This is a genomic window from Fictibacillus sp. NRS-1165, from assembly GCF_050468105.1.
In the GTDB taxonomy this organism is placed as follows: Bacteria; Bacillota; Bacilli; order Bacillales; family Fictibacillaceae; genus Fictibacillus_C; species Fictibacillus_C terrinigri.
In genome coordinates this window covers 1-23,549 of the sequence record NZ_JBDPNU010000026.1, presented here as the reverse complement: position 1 = coordinate 23,549, position 23,549 = coordinate 1, and the positions used below count along the sequence as shown (strand labels likewise).

Here is a 23,549-nt window from a genome sequence, read left to right as displayed (position 1 = left end):
GCACCGTAAATGTCCGGTGCTTTTTCTAATTCTTCTTCTTGGTTACCAAACATCTGGGGCTATATGTGGACAGAAAATCGTATCCTTCTTCCGGGCAGAACCCATTATTAATAATTGATTTGTTTATGCAAAAGCACCGAAGCCTATTTTGATTGTGAACCCGAAATATAAAAGGAAAACCGGCCTAACGTTGCCAATTAAGCGTTTCAAGCGAATCGTGCAATCGAATAACGATCAATCGGTATCGATGTTACTCCGTCAATGATTAATTCCGTGATTAAGGTACCAATTAAGGGCGAGAGTGTAACCCCGCTATGTGTAGCGGCAACAAATAGATTTTCTACGCCAGGTACTTTTCCGATGATTGGAAAGCCGTCTTCCGGCAGCGCACGAATGCCGGAAAATGCACGGACAATTTTTGCTTTTGCTAAAGCAGGTATATAATATATCGCCATATTGGCAGTTTCCTGTATGACATCAAGCGTAGTGGAACGGTTAAACCCTGCCTTTTCCATTGAATAACCGATTAAAACTTCTCCGTTATCTGCCTGCCTCATCCCGCTGATTGTATGTTTTAAGAAAGGCTTCAAGGGTTCAGTAATAAGAATTTGTCCTCTTACCTGGTTGATAGGAATATGAATGCCTGTCATTTTCCCCAATTCCCTCGACCAGGTTCCGCCGGCAAGGATAAGATTTTTGCAAACGTAAGCTCCTTTTTTGGAAGTGACGATAAACCTTCCATTTTGCTGTTTGATATCCATGACCGTCTCATAATAGGAGTAGTTTACGCCGTTTTTTTTAGCAGCTCTCATATACATATCGACCAGCCGGAACGGATTAACATTTCCGTCGATCGTGCTGTAAGTGGCACCTGCCACATCTGGATTAATGGAAGGTTCTTTTTTCAATACTTGTTCGCGTGAAAGCACTTTAATTTTGATGCCTATTTTACTGTAGGATTCCGCAAGCCGTTCCCCCTTCTCTCGATCTTTCTCATTAAAAAAAGGAGACAAGCCGCCTGTTCTTTTATATTCTACATCACCGATTGAACAGGGACCTCATATTGCAGCACGGGATTTAGAGAAAGTGGCCAAAGTGAGAGAACATGGAATTCCCATTTATCTGAATGCCTCTATTAAGGAGGCACGCGGAAAGGGGGAGGTTGAGGAAATTGACGTTCTGCAACATGATGAAATGATGTCGATTGGCGCATATTTAATTTGTATGGATGGTGGCAGAACATGTTTCATTTTCAAAAGGATCAAAGAAACGCTTCTTCCTTATCATTTTTTACTCATCATAGAACCTGACAACTCCTCACTTATTCATCATTATTATGATTAGACTTCTCTTTCACGCGCTTAATCACCTTCATAGTAATGTTGAAAATGGTAAAAACCCAGCTTAACGGGCTGGGTTTTGTTATCTAGGTTTATATCGTTAAGCGACTTACTAATAAAATAAATTACCGCCCTTTGAACTTCGGCCCTCTCTTAGTAAAGAACGCCATGACACCCTCTACTGCGTCTTCTGATGTCATCACTCTTTTTACATTATTTCGTTCAATTTCCATACCTTCATCCAATTGAACCTCGGATCCTTGGTAAACCGCATCAAGGATGCCTTTCATCGCCAAAGGCGGACCGTCTGCGAGCTGTTTCGCCCATTTCAACGCTTCATCCAACAGCCGTTCCTGCGGGACAATCCGATTGATCAGACCTAGATCTGCTGCTTTTTGAGCAGAAATTCGATCTCCGGTCAACAGGAGTTCCAAAGCCCTGCGCTGCCCAATCTGCCGTGGAAGACGCTGTGTGCCGCCATAACCTGGCATAATCCCAAGCCGGATCTCAGGCTGACCAAGTTCTGCCGTATCGGAGGCGATGGACAGGTGGCACGCCATTTGCAATTCATTTCCGCCGCCCAGCGCTTTTCCATTAATACAGGCAATAACCGGTTTAGGAAACCTTTCAATATAATTGAAAAAATCATGCATGCGGTTAAGTGTAACGTCTGCGGTGCCTCTATCCGCCATTTCCCCAAACTCGGAAATATCCGCTCCGCTAGAGAAGTTTTTTTCTCCTGAACCGGTCAGAACGATTGCACCGACATTAGGATTAAGCTCCAGTTGACGAAACACGGCTTGAAGTTCATATAGTGTTTCTTTGCTAAGCGCATTGGCAGGAGGCCGGTTAATGGTGATAAGAGCCACGTTCTCCTTTAGCTCAAGCAAACCTTGTTTTTCGGTTTTATTCATTATTCCGCCTCCCTTTCTATGATCACCGCAACCGCCATCCCAAAGCCTATACACATGGTGGCCAGACCAAATCTTCCATTTCTGCGCTCCAGTTCATTCGTCATCGTTGCAATGATCCTTGCACCGCTTGCACCGAGCGGGTGTCCTAAAGCAATGGCTCCTCCGTTTGGATTGATTTTACCAGGATCGGCACCCGTTTCCCTTTGCCTTGCCAATACAACGGATGCAAATGCCTCGTTCACTTCAAATACATCGATCTCCGTGAGGGCCAGGCCTGCCTTTTTCAAAACTTTATCTGTAGCAGGAATAATTGCTGTCAGCATGATTTCCGGATCAACCCCGGCAAGCGCGGTTGCTACAATCCTGGCACGCGGCTTCAAGCCAATTTCCACAGCCTTTTTTCTTGATGCCAGAAGAACAGCCGCAGAACCATCGCTGATCTGGCTCGAATTTCCCGCTGTTATATGGCCGTCCGGTCGAAAAGAAGGACGAAGGTTTGCCAAGGCTTCCTTCGTTGTGTCCGGCCTAACTGTTTCATCTTCTTCCAACAAGAACTGTTCACCTTCAGCACTCCGGCCTTCAATCGAAACAATCTCATGGTCAAACCACCGCTCATTTTGTGCTTTCAGAGCCTTCTGATGGCTTATAAACGAGAACTCATCCATCTCAGTTCGGATAATACCCCATCTCTCGCCAATCAATTCAGCGGAAAACCCTTGTGGAATGATCGTATACTGATCGAGAAGGTGAGGGCTGTAATTCCCCCCATCGCTTCCCATCGGCACCCGGTTCATGCTCTCAACTCCTGCAGCAATCACACAGTCTGACATTCCTGCCATAATGGCATGAGTCCCTTGGGCGAGCGTTTCCAGACTCGAAGCACACATCCGGTTGACGCTTACTCCGCACACCTCCACTGGAAATCCGGCAATGAGGCCCGCCATACGGCCGATATTTGCCCCCTGTTCATCGATTTGCGTGACACATCCCATTTTAATATCTTCCACCTCCGCCGGGTTTAAGTGATTACGGGAAACCAATTCTTTTAAAACGGACGCCGCCATCTCATCCGGGCGGGTTCCTGACAGTGACCCTTTTTTTCTGCCGATGGGAGTTCGAACGGCATCAATAATGACCGCATCCCTGTCCGCCAACATCCTCATCCTTTCATTTTCGAATTTTTAAAGATGTCGCTGTATTGTTGTTTAAAAGGTGAATAAATCAATTCCTCCTGCTACAGGAAGGCCTGCACCGGTTATATAGTTCGCTTGATCAGACGCCAAAAACGTTATCGCATGGGCAATATCTTCGGGTTCACCCGGACGTTTAAGGGCCGTTCTTGCAATCATCCGTTCCCGCAAATCCGGATTGGTCATCTGGAACGCCTCTGTATTAATGATCCCGGGCACAATAGCGTTTACAGTAATATTGTATCTTGCCCCTTCCAATGCCAGTGTCCGAGTAAGGCCCAAAATTCCTGCCTTTGTTGTGGAATAACTTGCTTGTCCATAACCGCCGTGTGTCCCTGCTACCGATGCCATGTTGATCACACGGCCGCGCTTTTGTTTTTTCATATATGGCCAGACCGCTTTACAGCAGTTGTAAGCCCCGGTTAAATTAACGGAAAGGTCTCGTTCCCAATACGCATCATTCTGATCCTCGAGCTTAACCGTGTGATCAAGAGTGGCTGCGTTATTGATCAGGATATCTATATGCCCGAATTGTTCATTCACCTCGGCCATAACCCTGCTAACTTCTTCACGGTTCGTCACGTCCATTCGAAAAGCGGCCGACCTGCGCCCCATTTGTTTAATTTGTTCCATTGTCGTTTTTGTAAATATTTTTTTGGTCATGGTCATGACTTGCGCGACGGGACCCAGCCTCTCTGACGTTTCATCCAGATTTTCATCATCTTCCACAAGAATATCAGTCACGATGACGTCAGCGCCTGCTTCAGCCAATGCAAGAGCATCTACCCTGCCCAATCCTCTTGAAGCTCCTGTTACGAAAGCCACCTTCCCTTCTAGCGGCAATTTCATCTATTCATCCCTCCCTGATTGATGCATAGTCAAACCCACTGCAATCTCATCAGCTGCACTGCTGGCTGCCACTGGGTGTTCTTCAGCATAGACCTTTTTAATGATATTCTTATATTTTTCCTCGATTACCGGCAGGCGGACCTTTAACGAGGGCGTTAGCTCTCCTGTACCGGTTGTCCATTCATCCCCCAGGATGACCACTTTTTTCGGTTGTTCATAACGCGGAAACTTTTTTGTGCGCTCATCGACTTCTCTTCGCAATAATTGCTGTACTTCTTCGTTTTTGACGATCGCTTCATAATGATCAGGCAAACCTCTCTTCTTTGCCCACGGCACTAGGACCGAAAAATCAGGAGTAACGAGAACAATGACGTATTTCTGATTTTGGCCGATCAAAACACAATTTTCGATATAGGAGCTTAAATTGATGGCATTTTCCACAGGCTGAGGAGCCACATTTTTCCCTGTTTTCAGGACGATGATCCTCTTCTTTCGATCGACGATCGAGAGGAACCCGTCTTCGTCCAGTTTCCCAAGATCTCCTGTCAACAGCCAGCCGTCCCTGAATGCCTCCCTTGTTGCCTTTTCATTATTGTAATAGCCTGTCATCACGCTCGGGCCCCTAACCATCACCTCTCCATCAGGTGCCAAACGCATTTCCAGGTTAGGAAGGATTTTACCTACCGTGCCCACTTTCGTCCGTATCATAGGATTAGCTGCAATCACTGGCGAAGTTTCAGTCAGCCCATAGCCTTCAAGGGCAGGCAAATCGATCGCCCAAAAGAATCTCCCGATTTCAGGACTGAGCGCACCGCCCCCGGAAATTAGCCCCCTGAGCCGGCCACCTAGTTGTTTTTTAACCTTTTTATAGACAAGCCAATTAGCAAGTGCCCATTTTCTTCGTAACGCTTTCGGAACAGATCCTTGTTTCATGATCTCATCCACCGATTGCGTGACATAACCCTCATACCGTTTCATGCCGACTCCTAATGCCCAGCTGAAAATTTTTCTTCGCAGGGGAGTCCCCGCTTCAATTTTTTCTTGAACCCTCGTATACACTTTTTCTAAAAGGAGCGGCACACTTACAAGTACAGTGGGTCTCACTTCGAGAAGGTTCTCTGACACCTTCTCCATACTCTCCGCATAAGCGATGGCAGATCCCGCAGATAGCGGAACAAATTGTCCCGCCATCCGTTCGAAAACGTGAGATAACGGAAGGTGTGAAAGCAGGACATCGGTTGGCCTGGCTTCCAGTACCCAAAACTGCACGCCTTCCACATTTGATAAAATATTCCCGTGCGTCAGCATCGCACCCTTTGGATGCCCGGTTGTGCCTGATGTATGAATAATGGTGGCCAGCTGCATCCTGTCGATGTGTTTCCACATCTCTTCCCACATCTGCAGCGGATGATCCCCACCCATTTTCATGAGAATTTCATACGTAAAAACCTGTCCAGTGTCATGATGACTTTCGTCCGGCTCCATTACGATAATGAAGAGAACTCCCGTCTCTGCGGTGCTTACCTTTCGGAGCAGTGCATCATTTTGTACGATAACCGCCTTACACTCTGAATTATTGATAATAAAAGCAACCTGATCTTGCGGAAGAGCAGCGTGGACCGGAACACTAACAGCTCCGAGGCTCATGATAGCAAGATCGCAAATTGGCCACACCGGGTTATTTTCAGAAAGAACGGCTACTTTATCACCTGTCCCTACACCAAGCAGCGCCAGTCCAGCCGCTGTATTCCGGATTCTCCCCCAAAACTCCCCGTAGGTCATGCTTACAAATTGCCCCTTGCTCTTCCACATGAGAGCAGTTCTATCAAAATACCGATCTACCGAATACTTGACCATTTCAACTAGATTTTCAGCTTTCATGAAACACCTCCAAACAGGAACTGTTCCTCCCCACCTCGTCCATAGCTCTCGAGTTCTTTTGTGAAGCTGCCGGCCAGCTGCTACAAGTGGTCAACAACGTTGTACTGGCGCAAAACGCTCTCTATTTTAATCGCTTTCCCGATATCGCCCCTGATCTTCAGTTTTCCCGACATGAAAGCAACGGTTCCGTTTAATTTTCCAAGCAGCATCTTCTTAAAATCTGGAAAAGACATCTGGATTGTGCAGTCTGCCTTGTCAGGAGATCCTTCTGATACCTTTGCTGTTCCGTCAGCCAAATGCAGCTGAAAAGAGTAATCCTCATCTGTGATGTCATATTGATAGATTACATTCATCTCCTTAATGGGCTCAGGATTTTCATTCAGCACCTGTTCGATTTTTTGTCCTGTTTCCTGTACAGAATATTCCTCAATTGCCTTTGCCATGTTACGTTTCCTCCTTTAATTAGATAAGGTTAAAGATCTATTAATCTAGACGCGTACTCCAAGCGGTTCATACAAGTGACGCGCTATGATTAAATGCTGTATTTGATTCGTGCCTTCAAAAATATCAAAAATCTTTGCATCCCGGTAAAGCTTTTCAACAAGATGCCCTTCGACGCCGTCCGGCCCCAAGACCTCAAGACATCTGCTGCACACTCCAAGAGAAATGGTGCCGGAAAAACTTTTACACATCGCTGCTTCTTTTGCATTGGGCTTACCCATATCCGCTTTCCATGCTGCCTCCCAGGTCAGAAGTCTTGATACATCAATTTCCTGCTGCGCTTTTGCCAGAATTGTTGAAGCTGTATGGAAAGAGCGGCCGTGTTTTGGATATTCATGCTGTACGAAATCAAGTGTGTATTCAAAAGCAGCCCTCGCTATCCCCGTAGCCATAGCGGCAATAATAGGACGGGTATTGTCAAAGGTTTGCATGGCCACACGAAATCCGGTATGACCCGCACTTTTCTCTTCATAGTAGGATTCACCCCCAAGAAGGTTTTCCTCTGGCACAAAACAATCTTCGAGAAGAAGCTCTGCGGTTTCAGAAGCTCGGAGACCCATTTTATCTGCCAGCCTTGTGCAGCTAAAACCGGGTGTTCCCTTTTCTACGACAAATGCCCTGTGCCCGGCACGCCCTGATTTTTGGTCCACTTTGGCAAATACAACGACCCAGGAAGCGCGGGCACCGTTCGTAATAAAGACCTTTTGCCCGTTTAAAATGTAGCCTCCATTCGTTTTAACAGCAGTAGTCTTCAACCCTGAAACATCTGATCCGGCTTCAGGCTCAGTTAACGCATATGCTCCCCATCTAGGCGGTTCGTCTCTTGAAAAGATAGACATAAAACGCCGTTTTTGTTCAGGAGTCCCACTGGCCTGCACTGGCGGACCGCCTAGGCCCGGGCCCGGAAGAGTCAGCGCAATGGCAGGATCTCCCCAGCCAAGCTCTTCAGCAGCTATTACGGCCAATCTGTTTCCCTGTCGTTCTGATTTTTTTCTTTTCTCCGTCTGATCTGATTCTTCGCTGGTGCTGTCTGAATCTCCGAAGGAGGACGTACTGAGCTGGATTCCAAGCTGATTGATGTTTTCCAGCCACTCATCAGGCACCCTTTTGTGCTGATCGGAAGCCAATGATATCGGACGCATCTCATTTTCAGCAAACCAATGGACAACCTCCTTAACCTGGATTTGATGCGGCGACATTTTGAATGAAATCATGCAGGCCACCCCTTTCCTCTCCAACTATCAGCCATTCCCCATGATCCAACAGCAACTCGCTTTCTCCTTCCGTAAAAATGATCTGCGCCTGGGCATCCCGCATCCACTTTTCCACCGGGAAGTCCTGAACATACCCGTGCCCACCTAGAAGCTGGACAGCACAATCTGTAACAAAACGAAGCGACTGGTGCGCAAATTGGAGTGCACTTTGTGAAGCGGCTTCACCTTCAGGATCACGATCATCAACCTTCAGTGCAGACTGCCAGACTAAATGGCGGGCTGCCTGTGTTTTAATGGACATATCTGCGAGTGTAAAAGATACGCCTTGAAACTTGGCGATTTCCTGTCCGAATGCCTTACGCTGTGCGGTATAAACTGCCGCATGGTCCAATGCTGCTTCCATGGCGCCTACTTCCTTTGCAGCTTCAAGTACCCTGGTTCTTGTCAGCATTTGTGAAAGCAGCACCTTTGCTTCGTGTCCTTTGGCCAGCACCTGTTCGTCTGTAATGACGGTGTCATGAAATTGTATTTTTGAGAATCCCGAGGCCAGCAATCCGAGCCGGTAATCTCCTTCAAGCAGTCTCCATTGTCCATGATCTTCAAGCCAAATCAGAAGCTGTTCGCCTGTAGTATCTTTTAAACCAACCAAAAGATAGCCAGCGTATTTTGCCATTCTAAGCGGTCGGGAAGTTCCGTTTAAAAGATAGCCCCCTCCGCTGGATTGCAATTCCAGTCGTAGAGATGACGAATGGTTCGGCTTATTGCCATTTAAAAAAGCGACAGCAGGCCATGTTTTATCTCTTGTTGTCTTTTTTATTTTATTAAAGAGTGGATGAGCAGGGACCAATCGAAACAGAGAAGCCGCTTCACCGGGTCCCCTGAATCCCTGGACGCCGCCAAGATCTCCGGCGCTTAAAGCCTCTACAATTTGTACCTGTGAGATCAATGGCAGTTCAAGGCCGTCCCAATCTGCCGGAAGTTCGAGAGCCGAAAATCCCAGTTCGTTAATCTCTCGTGATATTTCGTCCGACACTTGCCTCGTTTCTTCAAAATCGCGTGCCAAAGGGCGAAGTTTCTCCTTCGCAAAATTTCTGGCAAGATTCCTAAAAGCTATTTCATCCACGGTAGGCTGAAACGAAATCAACAGATCTCCTCCTTTAAAATACTAGTACGTATTAGTACGTATCAAACAAAAAATAAAAGGTTCCGAGTTCAGAAGTGATACGAGTACGTATTGGTATCAATATATAATCCCCCATATATAATTTCAACAATTATTGTCTGAAAAATAAAATAATATTCTATTATTCTTTTACACCGGATAGCTGCCTGGCTATTTTTTCATAGAATGGATAGAGTCTGTAATTCCTAATCCGGTCAGAGGGGTCAATGCCTATAAAGTCCATATGATCCCATCCATAGTTCACGGGAATTTCGTTCCATACCCCCTTCTTTAACCTTTGACAAAAAGGTTGATGCGGCTGTCCTGCAGGAAACTGAGAAGAAGTAACACTTACCAATCCATCATTGGCCCACCACGATGAATCGATTTCCGGCTTGGGGTTTTTTCTCGAATAGGAGCCAATGTAGGAACCAGATCCAATCACGAGTGTGCTCATCGTTGGCAATGGGTGTTCAAAGCCAGTAAGCGGCGCCTTAAAAGTGGCATTTCCTGTGTAAGAGACATAATAGATATCGGGAAGCGTTTTTACCCATTGGTTTATTTCTGCAGACCCGTAAGTCGACAGATCATATGTGCTCATGTCTTTACTGTTCCAAATCGGACTGCTGTAAACGCGATTTGAGTATTGTATAAATGATTCCTCTTTCTTGCGTTTCAATCCCCATTGATCCAGTTTAAAGTCATAGGCAATCGACTCAGGTGTACTCCCGGATAAACTGGCAGCCTTAAGTACGAACGATTTAATATAAGGTATGAGATGGTCCTCATCTGCAAAGGTTGAGCCATTATGCGGTGTCCCAATGCTTGCCACACTTTTAACCCAGTGCTTCCCTCCCTGGTATAAAGGAGACATGCAATATTGCCTTTCTTCCGCACTTCCATGTTCAAGAAGTTCTGCCAGCATTCTTGACGTCTGCCCCCCCATACTGTGCCCAATGAAATGAACCTTATGAGTTTCATTCCACTGGCTGTAAAGGCCGGGAAATGTCCTCCCGAACCTCGCATGTCCATACTTATTGGCATGTGCAGCCCCATAATCCACTGTCCCGCCTTTTACGAAATAATACAGTTCCACAGCCCTGTCCCAGTTGCTCGAAAAGGGTCCCACTGCAGAGGTATAGGTCTTAAAGCCTTTTTGGTTTAGATCGTGTTCGATGTCTTTTAGTCCTCCCCAATAAAGGTAACCTGCCAATTCCCCTTTTCCCCAGCCGGCCAAGCCGTGGACAAGCACAATGGGTTCATTATTTTTAATTGGTGCAGACGGGCTCGCAGCCGCCTGATCGGGAAGTGCAGAATTCCCCATCCACAAACATACAGCCAATATAGCTCCAATTAAGATTTTCTTCATTTCATCCCTCTTTCAATAGAGGATTTTTTCAACAGCTTCAGGAAAGACCCGAGAAAGCGCATCCAATTTTTCCGTTTGCCGTAATAGGCAAGAATAAGATCATAAAAAAGAGGAAATTTCCCTCTATACGGGAACCAATTCACCTCTGCCTTCTTCCAGCCATGATCCACAAGAACCGCCTTGGGTTCTGTGAATATCTCAATACCGATATCACCGTGATATCGGCCCATGCCACTTCCCTTCACACCCCCAAACGGGAGGTAAGGATTGGCAAATGATATGATCACTTCGTTTATGCAGACGGCACCTGATTCCAGCCTGTCTGCGGTTCGTTTTGCTTTCCTCAGGTCACGGGTAAAGATGCTGGCATTCAATCCATACGGTGAATCATTGGCAAGCCGGATTGCCTCTTCTTCGCCTTCAAACGGCAGGACACAGATCACCGGACCAAACGTTTCCTCTTGCATGACCTTCATTTGCTGAGTCAGATTAGAAAGGATGAGAGGCTCCAACTTAAAGTTTTTTTCTTTTGGCCATTTTTCCGGAAGGCTCCCCATCTCAAGAACCGCGCCATTATCAACGGCGTCCTTTACGTGTTCTTTCACGATCTCTACCTGAGGTTCAAACGTCATGAAACCGAGGTCGCTGTCGACACTTCCGTCATGTTAAAGTTTTTCCGCTTCACTTTTTAATAATTTCATAAACTTCCTGTAAACATTGGCTTCTACGTAAATTCTCTCGATCGACATACACACCTGGCCGCTGTTGGTGAGTGCTCCCCACAATGCTCCCTTTGCAGCACGCTCGAGATTCGCATCCTCATAAACGATCATCGGGTCTTTGCCGCTAAGTTCAAGAGTAGTAGGAATTAACAATTGAGCTGCTGCCCTTTGAATAATTTTTCCGGTTTTTGCTGAACCGGTAAACAAAATATAATCCGGTTTTTCTTCAATTAACTTCGCGCCGAGGTCTCCCTTCCCATGTGCCACCTGGACGGTACCAGACGGAAAACCAGCCTTTAAAAAAAGTGATTCCATCAGCCTTCCGATCATCGGTGTCACTTCCGACGGCTTTAAAATCACACAGTTTCCTGAAACGAGTGCACTTAGAACAGGAATCATGGCGAGAGAAAAAGGATAGTTCCACGGCGAGATGACGAGCACTGTTCCCCTCGGTTCATAAGATATATAGAATCTCTTCCCGAGGAGTGTGATCGGGGTTTTTACTCTTTTTGTTTTTAATAGCTTTTCAGCGTGCTTCTCAAGGTGTTTAATGGATTCTGCTGTCGTCAGGATTTCTGCAGTAATGACTTCCACTTTCGGCTTACCCGCATCCTTAGCAATGACATCCACACAATGGTCAAGAGAGTCAAGCATCGTTAAACGAAGAGCTTTAAAATAGCTTACTCTTTGTGAAACACTAAGATTTTTCCACGATCTAAAAGCCAGACGAGCATCTGCCATTATGGATCCGGCTGATTCAAGCGGGGTAGCCTCCATTTCACTGATCGTTTCCCCTGTTGCTGGGTTAACGGCCGTTAGTGTACCCATAACGAACCTCCTATTTGACGTTGATTAGTTTTTCAGAATCCATTCGATGATTTTTATAATACTGTACCAAGTTCGCTACATAATCTTTAAAGTCCGGACAGCGGACACCCCACTTTTCCAGCACTTCTTTGGCCTGGCTTGCGTCATATTGCGAGGTGCAGCGAAAATATTCAAGGGCTTCTTTTTCAACTTTAAATAAACGCCGGATGACAGAAAATGAGAGGGCAAATTCAACAAATGCAGGTGAGATCGTCCAGGATGGTTTTTTGCCTAGTAATTCTTCGCAAATCATGCGATAGAGCTCTCGGCTTTCGTATGGTGAGGGGTCTGTGAGGTGAAAAGCCCGGTTAACAGCTTCTTCAGATTCGGAAAGACACAGGGTCGCGTTAATGATGTAATCGGCGGGCACCACATTAAACAAAGCTTCTGATTTACCTAGATAAGGGATCGGCATATAACGGATACGGTCTAAAAACCGCATAATAAAGTATGGGCCATCAAACTTTATGGTCTCCCCAGTAAGTGAATGTCCCACCACCACTCCGGGGCGTATAATCGTGTAGGTAACTCCTGTGAGCTCTGCAACCAGTCTTTCAGCGGCGAATTTGGTAGATTCATAATGATTTTTAAAGGTCTGGCCCGCGTCCAATTCATCTTCCTTAATAAGTCCCGTCCTTTGTCCGGATACATACGCCGTACTAAAATAGACATATCGTTTCAAATTGGTAAGGGATTGAACGAACCGGTTGACATTGTCCGTCCCAGTCACATTAACAGCTTCTGCAATTTGTTTTGGCACAGCAAGGTCATAGACCGCGGCGAGGTGGAAGACATAAGCAGTATTTTCCCGGAGCCATTCTGCCTGTTCAAAAGTCAAATTCAAACCCTTTTTTGTAATATCACCTGGAAACAGTTCAACATTGCGTTTATTCACCGTTAGTTTTTTTGCTTTTTCAAATTGACTGGGATGGACAAGCAATGCGTAATGATCCCCTTCATGTCTCTCCATCAACTCCTCAAGCAGCCTCGAAGCTAAAAAACCCGGATAGCCTGTCAGTAAATACGTTTGCATGATGACAAATCCCTCCTCCATCAATTAAATACGGATACGTACTGGTATTAATGACCTAAAAAAATCGGCAAACTACCGATCTTATAGAGATAGATTTACATAAGCACCGACCACAATGCGATTTAGTAACCGGGCAATACGATCCAGATCCATCGTTGATTCTGATTCAAAAAGGTTTTGAATCACTACTTCGTTAATGGCTCCAACCATTGCCTGGGAAACGACCACAACCTCCTGGTCAGGTACTGAGGCCGGCATGGCTCCCTGCACCGTTTGATAAAGCAAAACAGCAAAGCGGTGGTAGGCTTCTCTGCGAACTTTTTCAACCGTCTGGCTTACTCCTACAGAATCAATTAATAATAATTTGGCCGCCGTTTTCCACGTTTCACATATTTCGATATAACGGCGAATTCCCACATATGCTTTTTCACTGATTTTGTCTTCACGCTTTACCGTTTCCTCGACATCTTCAATGATCTCCTCAGCCAGCTGCCTGCACAGGGCGGCAAGCATCTCCTCTTTGCTGCCATAGGTCTGATAAAAGGTAGTTTTTGAGACCCGTGCCTTTTCTACAATTTCAAGTACCGAAGTTTCCTTGAACCCTTTGGACGTAAAAAGATGGAGGGCAGCATATAGCATCTTGTCCCGAGCTTCTGTCGGCATTTCTGTTACAAAAAGCAAATTCATCAGTCCATTCTTCGGATTGTACTAGTACGTATTAGTATTTTACGAATATTTAGCCATCAATGTCAAGAATTTCAGATCACACAGAAAAAATCCGATGGTTTCATACGTGTCCCATTCTTCGATCGTATGTAAAATCAGTCTCTTTATATCCTTTATTCTTACTGCTCCATATTTCTTCCTGTTTAATAAACCGCACAGTGCAAGTAGGTCCAACAACTTAGCTTTCTGCAGCCAGTTCTGTGGTAAATCTCCTTTATTTTCTTGATCACTTAAGATGAAAGGAGTTAATAGCCTGACTCGCAGGCAGCTGGGTCAATCAAAATAAGCGGGTTCATGCGGATGATGCAATTGCCTAAACGCCATCTCAATTTGAGATCTCGTATTTCTGTCTATTGATAATGCCGGGAGTTCCTCTTGAGAAAAAAAGTCCACTGCGGTCGTTTCAATTCCAGTGAGTGCCTGTCCACCTACTATTTCACATTTGATAAATATTTTATAAGTGTGATAAGGAGAAGGAGGATGCGGGTGACACTTTTTATCGAGTACTCCTAACAGCTTGATTGGTCTTACATCAAACCCAGACTCCTCTTTTACTTCTTTAACCGCTACTTCACTTGGTGACAGTCCTATATCACCCCAGCCTCCGGGTAATGACCAGCCTCCATCCGTTTTTTCTTTGACCATTAATAATTTTTTGTTCCTAAATACAACAGCCCTAATATCCACTTTAGGTGTTGCATAACCAGTTTCATTGGCAAACAAATCGCTTATGGCTGACTCATCTAAATCAGTAAAGGACGACAATATTTCAACACTGATTTTTCTGATCGATTCAAATCTTTCCAAGTCGTAAACATCTTTGGAGTAGGTTAATCCAGCCTGGGCAATAGATTGAAGCTGCTTCGACCATTCAAGCCATTTGGGTTCCATATATCTCACCACCAATACCATTATACCTAAATATTACCATATGTTTCTCTTAAAAGTCTGTAAAAGAAGAAAAGTGACTGTGAATGATCAAAACCGTCATTTATAAAAAACGAGGCTCCAATTTCGGAGCCTCGTTTTTTATTACCTTAGTACATGGACATAACTGATCTGGTCGTTCCACCCGTCACCGACGTAGGCAATGTCCTGTCCTGGAGGGAAAGTCTTGCATGGTTCCCCTCTAAAACTGTTATAACATACTTCAGTACCACTGCTTTCACCAGCTGTTTTCAATGAAGAGATGACGTCATTAAAAGGGATGTTCCATTCAAAACCAACGCCCTGCTGGAATAAAAACCCCTGGAAATTTGCATCGTTAAAAAATTCACTTACTCCAGGAGCGCTGGCTCTCTTAAACTTAGAACGATTGGTTTGTTCGCACGCCCACTTGTCTGAAAAATGGCCAATAGCCAATTTGTATTTATCTTTAGAAAGGTAACCATATGTTTTTCCGTTGGTATCCAGGATGGTGTACTTCACTTGTTGTTTTATTTGGTTAAACAAATGACTATTTTTATGCTTCGAATACTCGACACCATTGATGACGATACTGTCCTGATTTGCTTTGATCACTTTGTTTGTTGACTGATTAGTACTTTCTGCATGTGTCACAGAAGGTATTCCAAGAGAAACTGCAAAGATCATCATCGCAAAAATTGCAAAAATGAACAAGCCAATACTCTGTCCTTTACACACTCGATGCTCATAACTATCAGCCTCCTTAAGGTACTATGCAGCTAGGATACACCTTTTATAATTATAGCACAATACCATTTAAGGAAATTGATACCAATTAACTATCGGAGATTTTCAATACACTGAATGATGAGACAAATGAAACTGGACGATGGTATTCCTAACTATTTACAAATGTGTGGATACAGAAATTTTTTTACAATATGAATTTTATGCGATTCCTCTTGGCGGGTTATTCCTATTCTTAGTTAAAGCGTTCAGCTGTCGCTTGAAATGAAGGGTCTGCAGCCAAAGCTTATAAATGACAGCTGCTTCAAACAGTATCATGATAATAGAGCTGAGGATTACTCCTTCTTTTATTAAGCCGATTAGTGGAGCGATGATAAAAATGGACATTTGGTATTCAATTCCGCTCATGAGATGCAAGCGAACCCTTCTTTTTAAAAAGAACGATCTTATTTTTATATAGGTGGGAAAACGGTAGACGACTTCCCCTAAAAACTTCTCTTGTATACGCAGGTCTTGCTTGGTGGCCTTTCTGCAGCACACTGATGGCTTGCCTTTAAACATTTGGACCAACTTGAGGCGCGATGTGATTACACGTTTTTTTTCATTTATAAATGTGCTCTTTGCCTTGTCTATTTTTTTTCGCATTTGATTCAGCGATTTGTAGGCTAGCAACGAATTCATGTATCGTGTACTATCCAAAAAGCAAACGATCGCAGCTAAATAAAAATAAACGGCTTGTCCTGTCTGATGATATTGACCAAGCATCAATGAAAAAGCACAGATAGCAACACGGGTACGATCCAAAATATAGTCTAACCACGCCCCGAAGATGGAACCGGTTCCTTTAAGGCGGGATATTTTCCCATCCATGCAATCTAAAGTAAAACTGATATGATATAGAACAGCACCAACGATTATCGCAGAATAGGTACCCTGATAAAACTGATAGGCGGCTAATAGACCAGTGAAGAATGCTAATAGCGTAAGTTGATTGGGGGTAACCTTCGTGTAATTGGCTAGTGGGAACATCAATCGGGATGCGACTGGATCCACCAAAAAAACGGTCCACCAGGCATCTTTCTGTTTATAAGAATTCTTAATATCTTCCATTGAATATTTGTTGGGTGTCAAAAAAACCACACTCCTTATTATCTTATGGTGAGAGAGGAAATACCTCATCTAAAACATGGCTAATGTGTTTAGCCGTTAGCTCCGTTTCATTTAAAATAGTGTAACGATTCCGTATGGTAGCGGCATTCTGAATCGCCAGGGACATCTCTTCCTTCGTATAACCCAGCTCTCTGTAATGGAGAGGAAGACCTAATCGCTTAAAATATTGTCTCATGTTGTTCTCAGAGTTGTGATTACCTTGCAAATATTCAGAAACTAACATCCCCAAGGCAACCTGTTCCCCATGGAGTGCTTTTCCTCCACAGTAATAATCCAGGGCGTGGCTGATTAAGTGTTCCGAACCACTGCACGGTCTGCTCGAACCCGCGATCGCCATCGCCATTCCACTCATGATCAGTGATTCGGCAGCCACTTGTATCAAAACTTCATTGCTTATGTTTTTTTGATTGATTTTATTCAAAAAAGCTTCTGTCGCTTTATCGGCAATTAAACTAGCAAAGCCATTCATTTTTTCTTTCTTCACTTGATGTGCCAGTTTCCAATCTTCAAGCGCCGTCTTATTGGAGAGCAAGTCTCCGATTCCAGAAGAAAATAACCGTGCGGGTGAACGGGCCACGGTGTCAAAGTCTATCACGACAGCCCAAGGCATTCGAACTTCTATGCTAATACTCTTGGTTTGGCTTACGCGGATCGAGGCTACGGGCGAACAGATTGCATCACTGGATAATGCTGTCGGTACAAGTATGACTGGCAAATTCATTCTCGTACCGACGACCTTAGCTACATCCAATACCTTACCGCCTCCAACTCCGATGATCATTTCTGCAAAAACCTGCTGTGCTTCATTTTCTAACTCATCAACCGTCTGAAGCGTGTTGTCTTTGCAGTACAGTGCCTTCACCTGTGTCGGCTGCAGTTTCAGGTCGGCGATCAGCTGTTCACCTATTTGACGAGTGGGACCTCTCCCACTCATTACAACCACTCTCCGCTCAGCCAAAAATTCAACAATTTCGCTTCCATGCAAACGTTCGAATGCTTTGGACTCAAGGATTAAATGAGTCGGGAGTTCGACCTTTACCTTCTTAGACATTTTACCCCCCCTTTAAGAAGGCCACATGGCAGTAATAAGCTGTTTCGCGCAATTCAAATCTTGCACATCGTCTATTTCAATCCATGGGTATCCATCCGTATTAACAACCATAATCGGCACGTCTGCAGCACAAGCTTCATACACGTTTTCATACCAGTACCGTGCTCCCCCAGCTTCAATCATCTCTGTAGCTTTTTGGTATAAAATTTTCAGATCATCTAGAGCCAATTTAGAAATCCCAATATATTCGCCATCCGTACCATCCTTATTCAATTGCTTATTGATGAACCGCAAGCGTTTGTCATTCAGCTTTACCTTCATCGCTTCATCCGTTAGTTTTTTTTCCCGGTCTACCAAAATACAAGTGGGAAACTGTGATTTCAAGATCAATGAAATTAATCGATGGTCGAAAATGACATCTGAATTGACCAGCAATAAATCATCATCCACAGCTTGGGAAAGTAAAAATGAATAAATGTTGTTCATTGATTCATAGTGTGGATTGTATATAAAATGGACTCCTGTTCCTGTTAAATACTCTTCAATTCTCTTAAACATATAGCCGCCTACGATATAGACATCTTCATAGGCAAAACCGGAGTTTATCACACTTTCTACCTGGTACTGCACTAAAGGTTTTCCATTAATTCTAACCATTGCTTTTGGGTTGTTCATCGTATAGGGATGTAACCGACTTCCAACTCCAGCAGCCAATATCACTACCTTCATACGTAACCCTCCTATCTATAACCGTTTATGACATTGGCCCCATCCCAAGGTCGGTTAGTTTTTGTTCGTCGATCGCAATGCAGCGTTCCAATTCATTTAATAGTTTCGGGTTTCTTGAATCGTTGAAATACTTATGTGCGTATCGAATCGCTTTATGGGGAAAAATTTGGTCAAGCAGAAGAAGATCATATTCCTCAGCAGAAAGTGGACGAATTTGCTGGTATGCATCCACAATTAATTGGAATCTTTCCCCGGACCATGCTCCTAGAGCATGATTGATCCAAGTAATGAGATGGGATATATCCCTCATGGGAAGAGCGATGCTAACGGTATCAAAATCGATGACAGTTAATTCGTTACTGTTACTGCAAAGCAGATTAAGAGGGGAATAATCGCCATGTGCGAGATGTGGATCAAGCCTTGCGGAAGCCAACAGATGACTTAAAGCCGTATGGGGAAGCTGATCAAGTACCCAGTTGACACGGGATTGAAGCCAAGGCAGATTGCACAAATAAACCTTTGAGAACGGATCCCCGCTAATATTGGCCATTTCTTGGCATTTTGCCATCTTTTTAACCTTTCTTTTATAGATTTTATTCCAATCAAGACGGGTATCAAAAATCGGATGTCCTGCAGCAGCATACCCTTCGGAGGCAACATGGAATTTTGCAAGCAGCATAGCCATTCTTTCTATCATTTCTGACTCTGCATAGCCAGGCTGCTCCCCTTCCAACCATTGAAACAGCAGGAAACAGCCTTTATTGACGTTTACGAACGAGGTTCCATCCAAAGTTGATAGAACAGTCGTGACCGGAACCCCTTTTTCGCGCACATACCCATTGACGGCAGCGATGATCGGGGCTCTTTCACATTTAGTCAGGTATTTTAGTGCATATACACCTTTGTTTATATCGGTAATCTTCCATAACTCCCTATCCGATTTTCGTCTTATTAGGACCATCTTATCCGGCTGGATCCCATAATTTTTTTGTAAAATTTCAGCAACAGCTTTCTCTGTTATCTCCACCTATCATCACCTCTTAGATTCTAGCGGTTCTTTTAATATATGATTCTCATTAGAAAATGGTATGGACGTAAACTTAAAATTAAAAGATTTAATGTTTGAACATAAAAAACCGATCCTATCTTCTAAAGGATCGGTGATACAAGTTAACCTTTGCTCTCCATTAAGGAACATATACCGATTTGACATGGGCCGGATTTAAGATCACCGTTTCACCATTGGCCGTTATAAGTTCGATGAGGTTGTTTTCTATTTTTTTCAGTAATCCAATCTTGTCCTGATCTTCACCCAAGTCAAACACGACTAAATTATCCTCCAATTTTTTTAATTGTTCTTCAAAAGAACGGCTTGGATTTTGCGTCTGTATGGGCAAACTGGTAATGGTATAAGGCGTTGCATTTTGATCGTGCAAGGTTAACCATTTTAAATGCGTTAGCGGTATATATACGGTTTGATAAATGGGTGAATTAAATACAAAATAATCGCTTAACACACCTGTGATATATCCATACAATGGCTGTTTTCCGCTCACCTGGATCTCGGTAAAAAGTCCTTTCGCATTGGTTAGAATGGAACGATAAGAAATCTCCTTTTCTTGCTGAATTAAAGAATTTCCGGTTGGCTGGCTTATCTCCTCTTCTTCTTGGCTGCTAAGCTTTATTTTATGGACATGTATCAAAGGAATATAACGATACCTTTGTCCATCAAATAAAACTAAAATGTCATTTCCTATATCGGTGAAAATCCCTTGGATGAAATTCCCTCCTGTGACTTTCACCATGATTTGCTGATTGATTAATTGCATTACGCTGTTCAAAAACAATCTCTCCTTATTCATTAAATGTAGTAAACTGCTCTCGTTTAATCTATTGTCAGATACGCGATCACGTAAAGATGAATTGGATCCAATAATAGAGTAAAAATAACGTTACGATTAACGTTAGCGGCACGGCAATCAATGAAACCTTCAAGTAATCTTTCCAATGCACCTTGATCTTATTTTGCCGTAATATGTGCATCCAAATTAAAGAGGCTAGTGTCCCAATAGGCAGTAGCAATGACCCGATATCGCTGCCAATAATACTGGCAAGATACATTGTCTTCATCGTTACGGGATCGAGATTCATTTCTGTTAACGTAATCGTTCCTATTAGCAAGGCTGGATGATTGTTAAAGAAGTTAGATAATAAGGAAACCAATCCCCCCATTAGAAAGCTAGCTTCAAATAAGCCCTGATGTACGATAGGTTCACAAATCTTCAGCAGCAGGTCTGTAAGCCCCGAGTTATGAAGACCATAAATAATCACATACATCGAAAATGCGAAAACCAATATTTGCCACGGGGTTTTTTTCAATATATCCACTGGATTGGTGCGTAAGTGATACCATCTCCATACGAGTAAAACAAGAGATCCGAATACAGCAACAATCTCTATGGGAATCGCAAGAAAAGAGGCAACAAAGAGTGAACAGCGCATAATAAAGACAAACAGCAATATTTTCAGCATCAATTTGGTGCGCTGGCTTTTGGTTTCGACGGTAATCTGCCCTTTTAACGGATGAAAGTTTCTGGTAAAAAATATTTGTTCAATATCATATGCGGAGTTTGGCAGTTGTTTCGGCAGCTTTCTTTTGACTAATATATACATCAACCATGACATAAACACCAATCCAACCATTGCGGGCAGAAACATCATCGCAGTATGCATATATAGCGTCATATGGACAATTTTCAATGCAATTAAATTCACAATGTTGCTGACCCCAATCGGTGCGCTTGATGCTGTCGCGATCAGTGCCCCAGTTAATAGATAGGGGATTTGTTGATGGGGCTTCATTTGAAGATTTCTAAGAAGTAAAATTAGAATCGGAGTTGTAATAAGTATACTGCCATCGTTATTAAACAAAAGTGTCATCAAAAAACACAGCAACTGAATGTTCCAATAGAGACGATAACCCGAACCCCTAGATAAGCTTGCCAGCCGTGCCGCTGCCCAATGAAAAAAACCGAAGCTTTCCAATATAACAGCCATTACGATCGTTGCGATAATGGTGATCGAGGCACCGCCAATTTTTTGGATAATGTCCACAATATTCGCTTGTGATACCACGCCGGTCAGTAAAATGATTGCTGCGCCTACAGCGGCCGGCCAGGCTTCATTGATCCCCCTCGGTCTCCAAAATATAACTAAAGTGGTCATTAGGAACACGAAAACTGAAATCATGATATGAATATCCATCGTCGTTTTTTGTCCCTTCTTTCTTTTACAAAATATAAGCAATGTAACTTTTTTGCTTGTCCTATAGCATATGTAAATCTATAAAGAAGGAACTAGATACGAGACTAGAAAGGCAAAAATGGTTGTTTGCCATAATGGGTTTTTGATTCACTCTATATTTAGTAGATGTTTGCCTGTAACCATCGTTATTTATCCTTTAAGAGTTAGACAGGTGACTATTCCATAAATACGGAAATGGTTTGACTATGGGTGTATGCCTAGAAGAATACAAAAAAAAGGACCTCACCGTGGGAAACAGGCGGTCCCGTGACGACTACTTATTTAAATTTAAGAGGAATTAAGGTAAATGCGCCGACTTGATATGAGAGAGCTTTAAGTATATGACCTCGCCACTGGCATCAACAAGCTCAACCATTGCCTCACTGACTTTTTTTATTAATCCTATCTTCGTTGAATTATGGCCCATATCGAAAACCACAAGCTCCCCCTCCCATTTCTTGATTTGATCTTCAAATGAACTAAGTAAGGGGATGTTGGAAGGGATCACTGGAACCTTTTCATGACTAAGATTGTACGGAGGGTTTTTTAAATGATAGGGAATCAGCCATTTCAAATGATGCAATGAAATGAGCACCGTTTTGTAGACAGGTGAATAAAACGCTAAATAGTCACTGCGAACATTCATAATATACCCATGTATGGAGACGTTGCCTGTCACATAAACCTCGGTGAACAGACCTTTTGCGTTGGTTAGAATCTTACGATAGGAAATGGATTCTTTATCTTTTGCTAAAGAGGTTTCATTTGGCGCACTTATATCATCATTGTTAATGGAACTCACATTTATTCTATGAACGTGTAATAATGGGATATAAACAAATTTTCGGCCATCAAATAATACAAGAATATCTTTACCGGTCTCAATAAGTATCCCTTGAAAAAACGTGTTTCCCGAAATCACGACATCAACTTGCTTTCCGCATAATACTGAAATGCCCAAGTAAACTCCCCCTACCATGAAAACAGGATAGTATTACAATATATATGTACAAACTGAACACTTTAGAAAAGAAAATTACAATGAAGGATCAAAAAAACCACCCGTTCGTTCTGGGCGGCTTTATAGATGAATTTTTTACAATAAGTACCATTTACTGGATATGGTCGGCAACCGGACTGCAGATAAGTCTGTAAAGTGCTCAGTAAATCTCGTCGCATCGATATCGACTGCTGCAATCATATTAGCGGGCAGCTTTTTGGGGATGGTTCTGTCTTGTCTTATTAATAAATCACGCGGTATGAGTGCTTGTGCGTATGCTGCGGCAACATGCAGCTGTGTTTCAGTAATAAAGGTCTGTTAAACGCTACAGCTATGGTTACCGGATCATGCAGCCAAAGTCCGGTATGCTCTGTCGGAGTTCTTACACTTAAGTAGATTTGCCTTTCTTGTCAGGCCAAACTTCCAAAATACCGTTTACTAATCTTGCAATCTCGGTTTTTCTGTCCCTGATCGTTTCGACTTGAGTATCTGGGAGGGGAACCTATTAAAACACGCAGTAATTCAGAATGAAAAAACACATTATTGTATTTCTATCCGTTTTCTTTTAAAATCAGTTGGGCTTTGTCCAACTTGTAATACTAAAATGCGATATATACAGTTGGTCGTTTTATTAAATTTATTTTAGGCCTTTCTGTTTTAGGTTTAATGGAAATCTTTCTTACTCGGAAAATTAAAGGGGCTTCACTTAAACTTAATTGGATTGTGTTATTAGTGGTATTAACGGTGACCGTTTTACTTGGATTTTCTCTTCCATTGGGCATTTATATTCAATGGTCATAAAGTTTAATCTTTAGCAGCAAATCGTCACTATTTATGTAAAACGAAAAAACCTAGGGCTAGACTGACCTAGCGAT

21 protein-coding genes and 1 pseudogene are annotated in these 23,549 nt (G+C 43.3%); 1 reads left to right on the top strand and 21 read right to left on the bottom strand.

Features of this window, described 5'->3' with window-relative positions; genetic code table 11:
* Positions 1-206: 206 nt before the first annotated feature.
* Positions 207-1,046 (bottom strand): NAD(P)/FAD-dependent oxidoreductase, encoded by an 840-nt coding sequence (locus tag ABHN01_RS12785; protein WP_429876020.1) that lies wholly within the window; start codon positions 1,044-1,046, stop codon positions 207-209.
* A gap of 49 nt (positions 1,047-1,095) precedes the next feature.
* Between ABHN01_RS12785 and ABHN01_RS12780 the strand changes: the two genes are divergently transcribed.
* Positions 1,096-1,344 (top strand): hypothetical protein, encoded by a 249-nt coding sequence (locus tag ABHN01_RS12780; protein ID WP_429875853.1) that lies wholly within the window; start codon positions 1,096-1,098, stop codon positions 1,342-1,344.
* A gap of 121 nt (positions 1,345-1,465) precedes the next feature.
* Here the strand turns inward: ABHN01_RS12780 and ABHN01_RS12775 are convergent, their stop codons facing one another.
* From ABHN01_RS12775 to ABHN01_RS12680, 20 genes and pseudogenes are all read right to left on the bottom strand, one after another.
* On the bottom strand, positions 1,466-2,254 hold the full coding sequence (locus ABHN01_RS12775) for an enoyl-CoA hydratase/isomerase family protein (protein WP_429875852.1): 789 nt from the start codon (positions 2,252-2,254) through the stop codon (positions 1,466-1,468).
* Positions 2,254-3,417, bottom strand: coding sequence for a thiolase family protein (locus tag ABHN01_RS12770; RefSeq protein WP_429875851.1), 1,164 nt, complete (start codon positions 3,415-3,417; stop codon positions 2,254-2,256). The genes ABHN01_RS12775 and ABHN01_RS12770 overlap by 1 nt, the downstream gene beginning before the upstream one ends.
* A 42-nt stretch (positions 3,418-3,459) precedes the next feature.
* Complete coding sequence (locus tag ABHN01_RS12765) at positions 3,460-4,293, bottom strand: SDR family NAD(P)-dependent oxidoreductase (RefSeq protein ID WP_429875850.1); 834 nt, start codon at positions 4,291-4,293, stop codon at positions 3,460-3,462.
* Positions 4,294-6,174, bottom strand: coding sequence for an AMP-dependent synthetase/ligase (locus ABHN01_RS12760; RefSeq protein WP_429875849.1), 1,881 nt, complete (start codon positions 6,172-6,174; stop codon positions 4,294-4,296). It lies immediately after the preceding gene.
* Between the two features lie 80 nt (positions 6,175-6,254).
* On the bottom strand, positions 6,255-6,617 hold the full coding sequence (locus tag ABHN01_RS12755) for an SCP2 sterol-binding domain-containing protein (protein WP_429875848.1): 363 nt from the start codon (positions 6,615-6,617) through the stop codon (positions 6,255-6,257).
* Between the two features lie 45 nt (positions 6,618-6,662).
* On the bottom strand, positions 6,663-7,889 hold the full coding sequence (locus ABHN01_RS12750) for an acyl-CoA dehydrogenase family protein (RefSeq protein WP_429875847.1): 1,227 nt from the start codon (positions 7,887-7,889) through the stop codon (positions 6,663-6,665).
* Positions 7,849-9,033, bottom strand: coding sequence for an acyl-CoA dehydrogenase family protein (locus ABHN01_RS12745; RefSeq protein ID WP_429875846.1), 1,185 nt, complete (start codon positions 9,031-9,033; stop codon positions 7,849-7,851). The genes ABHN01_RS12750 and ABHN01_RS12745 overlap by 41 nt, the downstream gene beginning before the upstream one ends.
* Before the next feature lie 160 nt (positions 9,034-9,193).
* On the bottom strand, positions 9,194-10,420 hold the full coding sequence (locus ABHN01_RS12740; protein WP_429875845.1) for an esterase/lipase family protein: 1,227 nt from the start codon (positions 10,418-10,420) through the stop codon (positions 9,194-9,196).
* Positions 10,417-11,970, bottom strand: a pseudogene (locus ABHN01_RS12735) (aldehyde dehydrogenase family protein). The gene ABHN01_RS12740 and the pseudogene ABHN01_RS12735 overlap by 4 nt, the downstream one beginning before the upstream one ends.
* A gap of 10 nt (positions 11,971-11,980) precedes the next feature.
* Positions 11,981-13,042, bottom strand: a complete 1,062-nt coding sequence (locus ABHN01_RS12730) for an SDR family oxidoreductase (RefSeq protein ID WP_429875844.1) — start codon at positions 13,040-13,042, stop codon at positions 11,981-11,983.
* A gap of 81 nt (positions 13,043-13,123) precedes the next feature.
* Positions 13,124-13,729 carry a TetR/AcrR family transcriptional regulator gene (locus tag ABHN01_RS12725; protein WP_429875843.1) on the bottom strand — a complete coding sequence of 202 codons (606 nt, stop codon included), beginning with the start codon at positions 13,727-13,729 and terminating at the stop codon, positions 13,124-13,126.
* Positions 13,730-14,041: 312 nt separating this feature from the next.
* On the bottom strand, positions 14,042-14,659 hold the full coding sequence (locus ABHN01_RS12720; protein ID WP_429875842.1) for an NUDIX hydrolase: 618 nt from the start codon (positions 14,657-14,659) through the stop codon (positions 14,042-14,044).
* 141 nt (positions 14,660-14,800) lie between these two features.
* Positions 14,801-15,388 carry a hypothetical protein gene (locus tag ABHN01_RS12715; protein ID WP_429875841.1) on the bottom strand — a complete coding sequence of 196 codons (588 nt, stop codon included), beginning with the start codon at positions 15,386-15,388 and terminating at the stop codon, positions 14,801-14,803.
* 234 nt (positions 15,389-15,622) lie between these two features.
* Complete coding sequence (locus ABHN01_RS12710) at positions 15,623-16,552, bottom strand: CDP-alcohol phosphatidyltransferase family protein (RefSeq protein ID WP_429875840.1); 930 nt, start codon at positions 16,550-16,552, stop codon at positions 15,623-15,625.
* A 22-nt stretch (positions 16,553-16,574) separates the two neighbouring features.
* Positions 16,575-17,642 carry an iron-containing alcohol dehydrogenase family protein gene (locus tag ABHN01_RS12705; RefSeq protein ID WP_429875839.1) on the bottom strand — a complete coding sequence of 356 codons (1,068 nt, stop codon included), beginning with the start codon at positions 17,640-17,642 and terminating at the stop codon, positions 16,575-16,577.
* Between the two features lie 12 nt (positions 17,643-17,654).
* Positions 17,655-18,371 carry an NTP transferase domain-containing protein gene (locus ABHN01_RS12700; RefSeq protein ID WP_429875838.1) on the bottom strand — a complete coding sequence of 239 codons (717 nt, stop codon included), beginning with the start codon at positions 18,369-18,371 and terminating at the stop codon, positions 17,655-17,657.
* A 25-nt stretch (positions 18,372-18,396) separates the two neighbouring features.
* Positions 18,397-19,398 (bottom strand): phosphotransferase, encoded by a 1,002-nt coding sequence (locus ABHN01_RS12695; RefSeq protein ID WP_429875837.1) that lies wholly within the window; start codon positions 19,396-19,398, stop codon positions 18,397-18,399.
* 160 nt (positions 19,399-19,558) lie between these two features.
* Entirely contained in the window at positions 19,559-20,233 is a 675-nt protein-coding gene (locus ABHN01_RS12690) for a DUF2642 domain-containing protein (RefSeq protein WP_429875836.1), read from the bottom strand.
* A gap of 46 nt (positions 20,234-20,279) precedes the next feature.
* Positions 20,280-21,635, bottom strand: a complete 1,356-nt coding sequence (locus tag ABHN01_RS12685; RefSeq protein WP_290400584.1) for an arsenic transporter — start codon at positions 21,633-21,635, stop codon at positions 20,280-20,282.
* 337 nt (positions 21,636-21,972) lie between these two features.
* Positions 21,973-22,635, bottom strand: coding sequence for a DUF2642 domain-containing protein (locus ABHN01_RS12680; protein ID WP_429875835.1), 663 nt, complete (start codon positions 22,633-22,635; stop codon positions 21,973-21,975).
* Between the last annotated feature and the right edge of the window lie 914 nt (positions 22,636-23,549).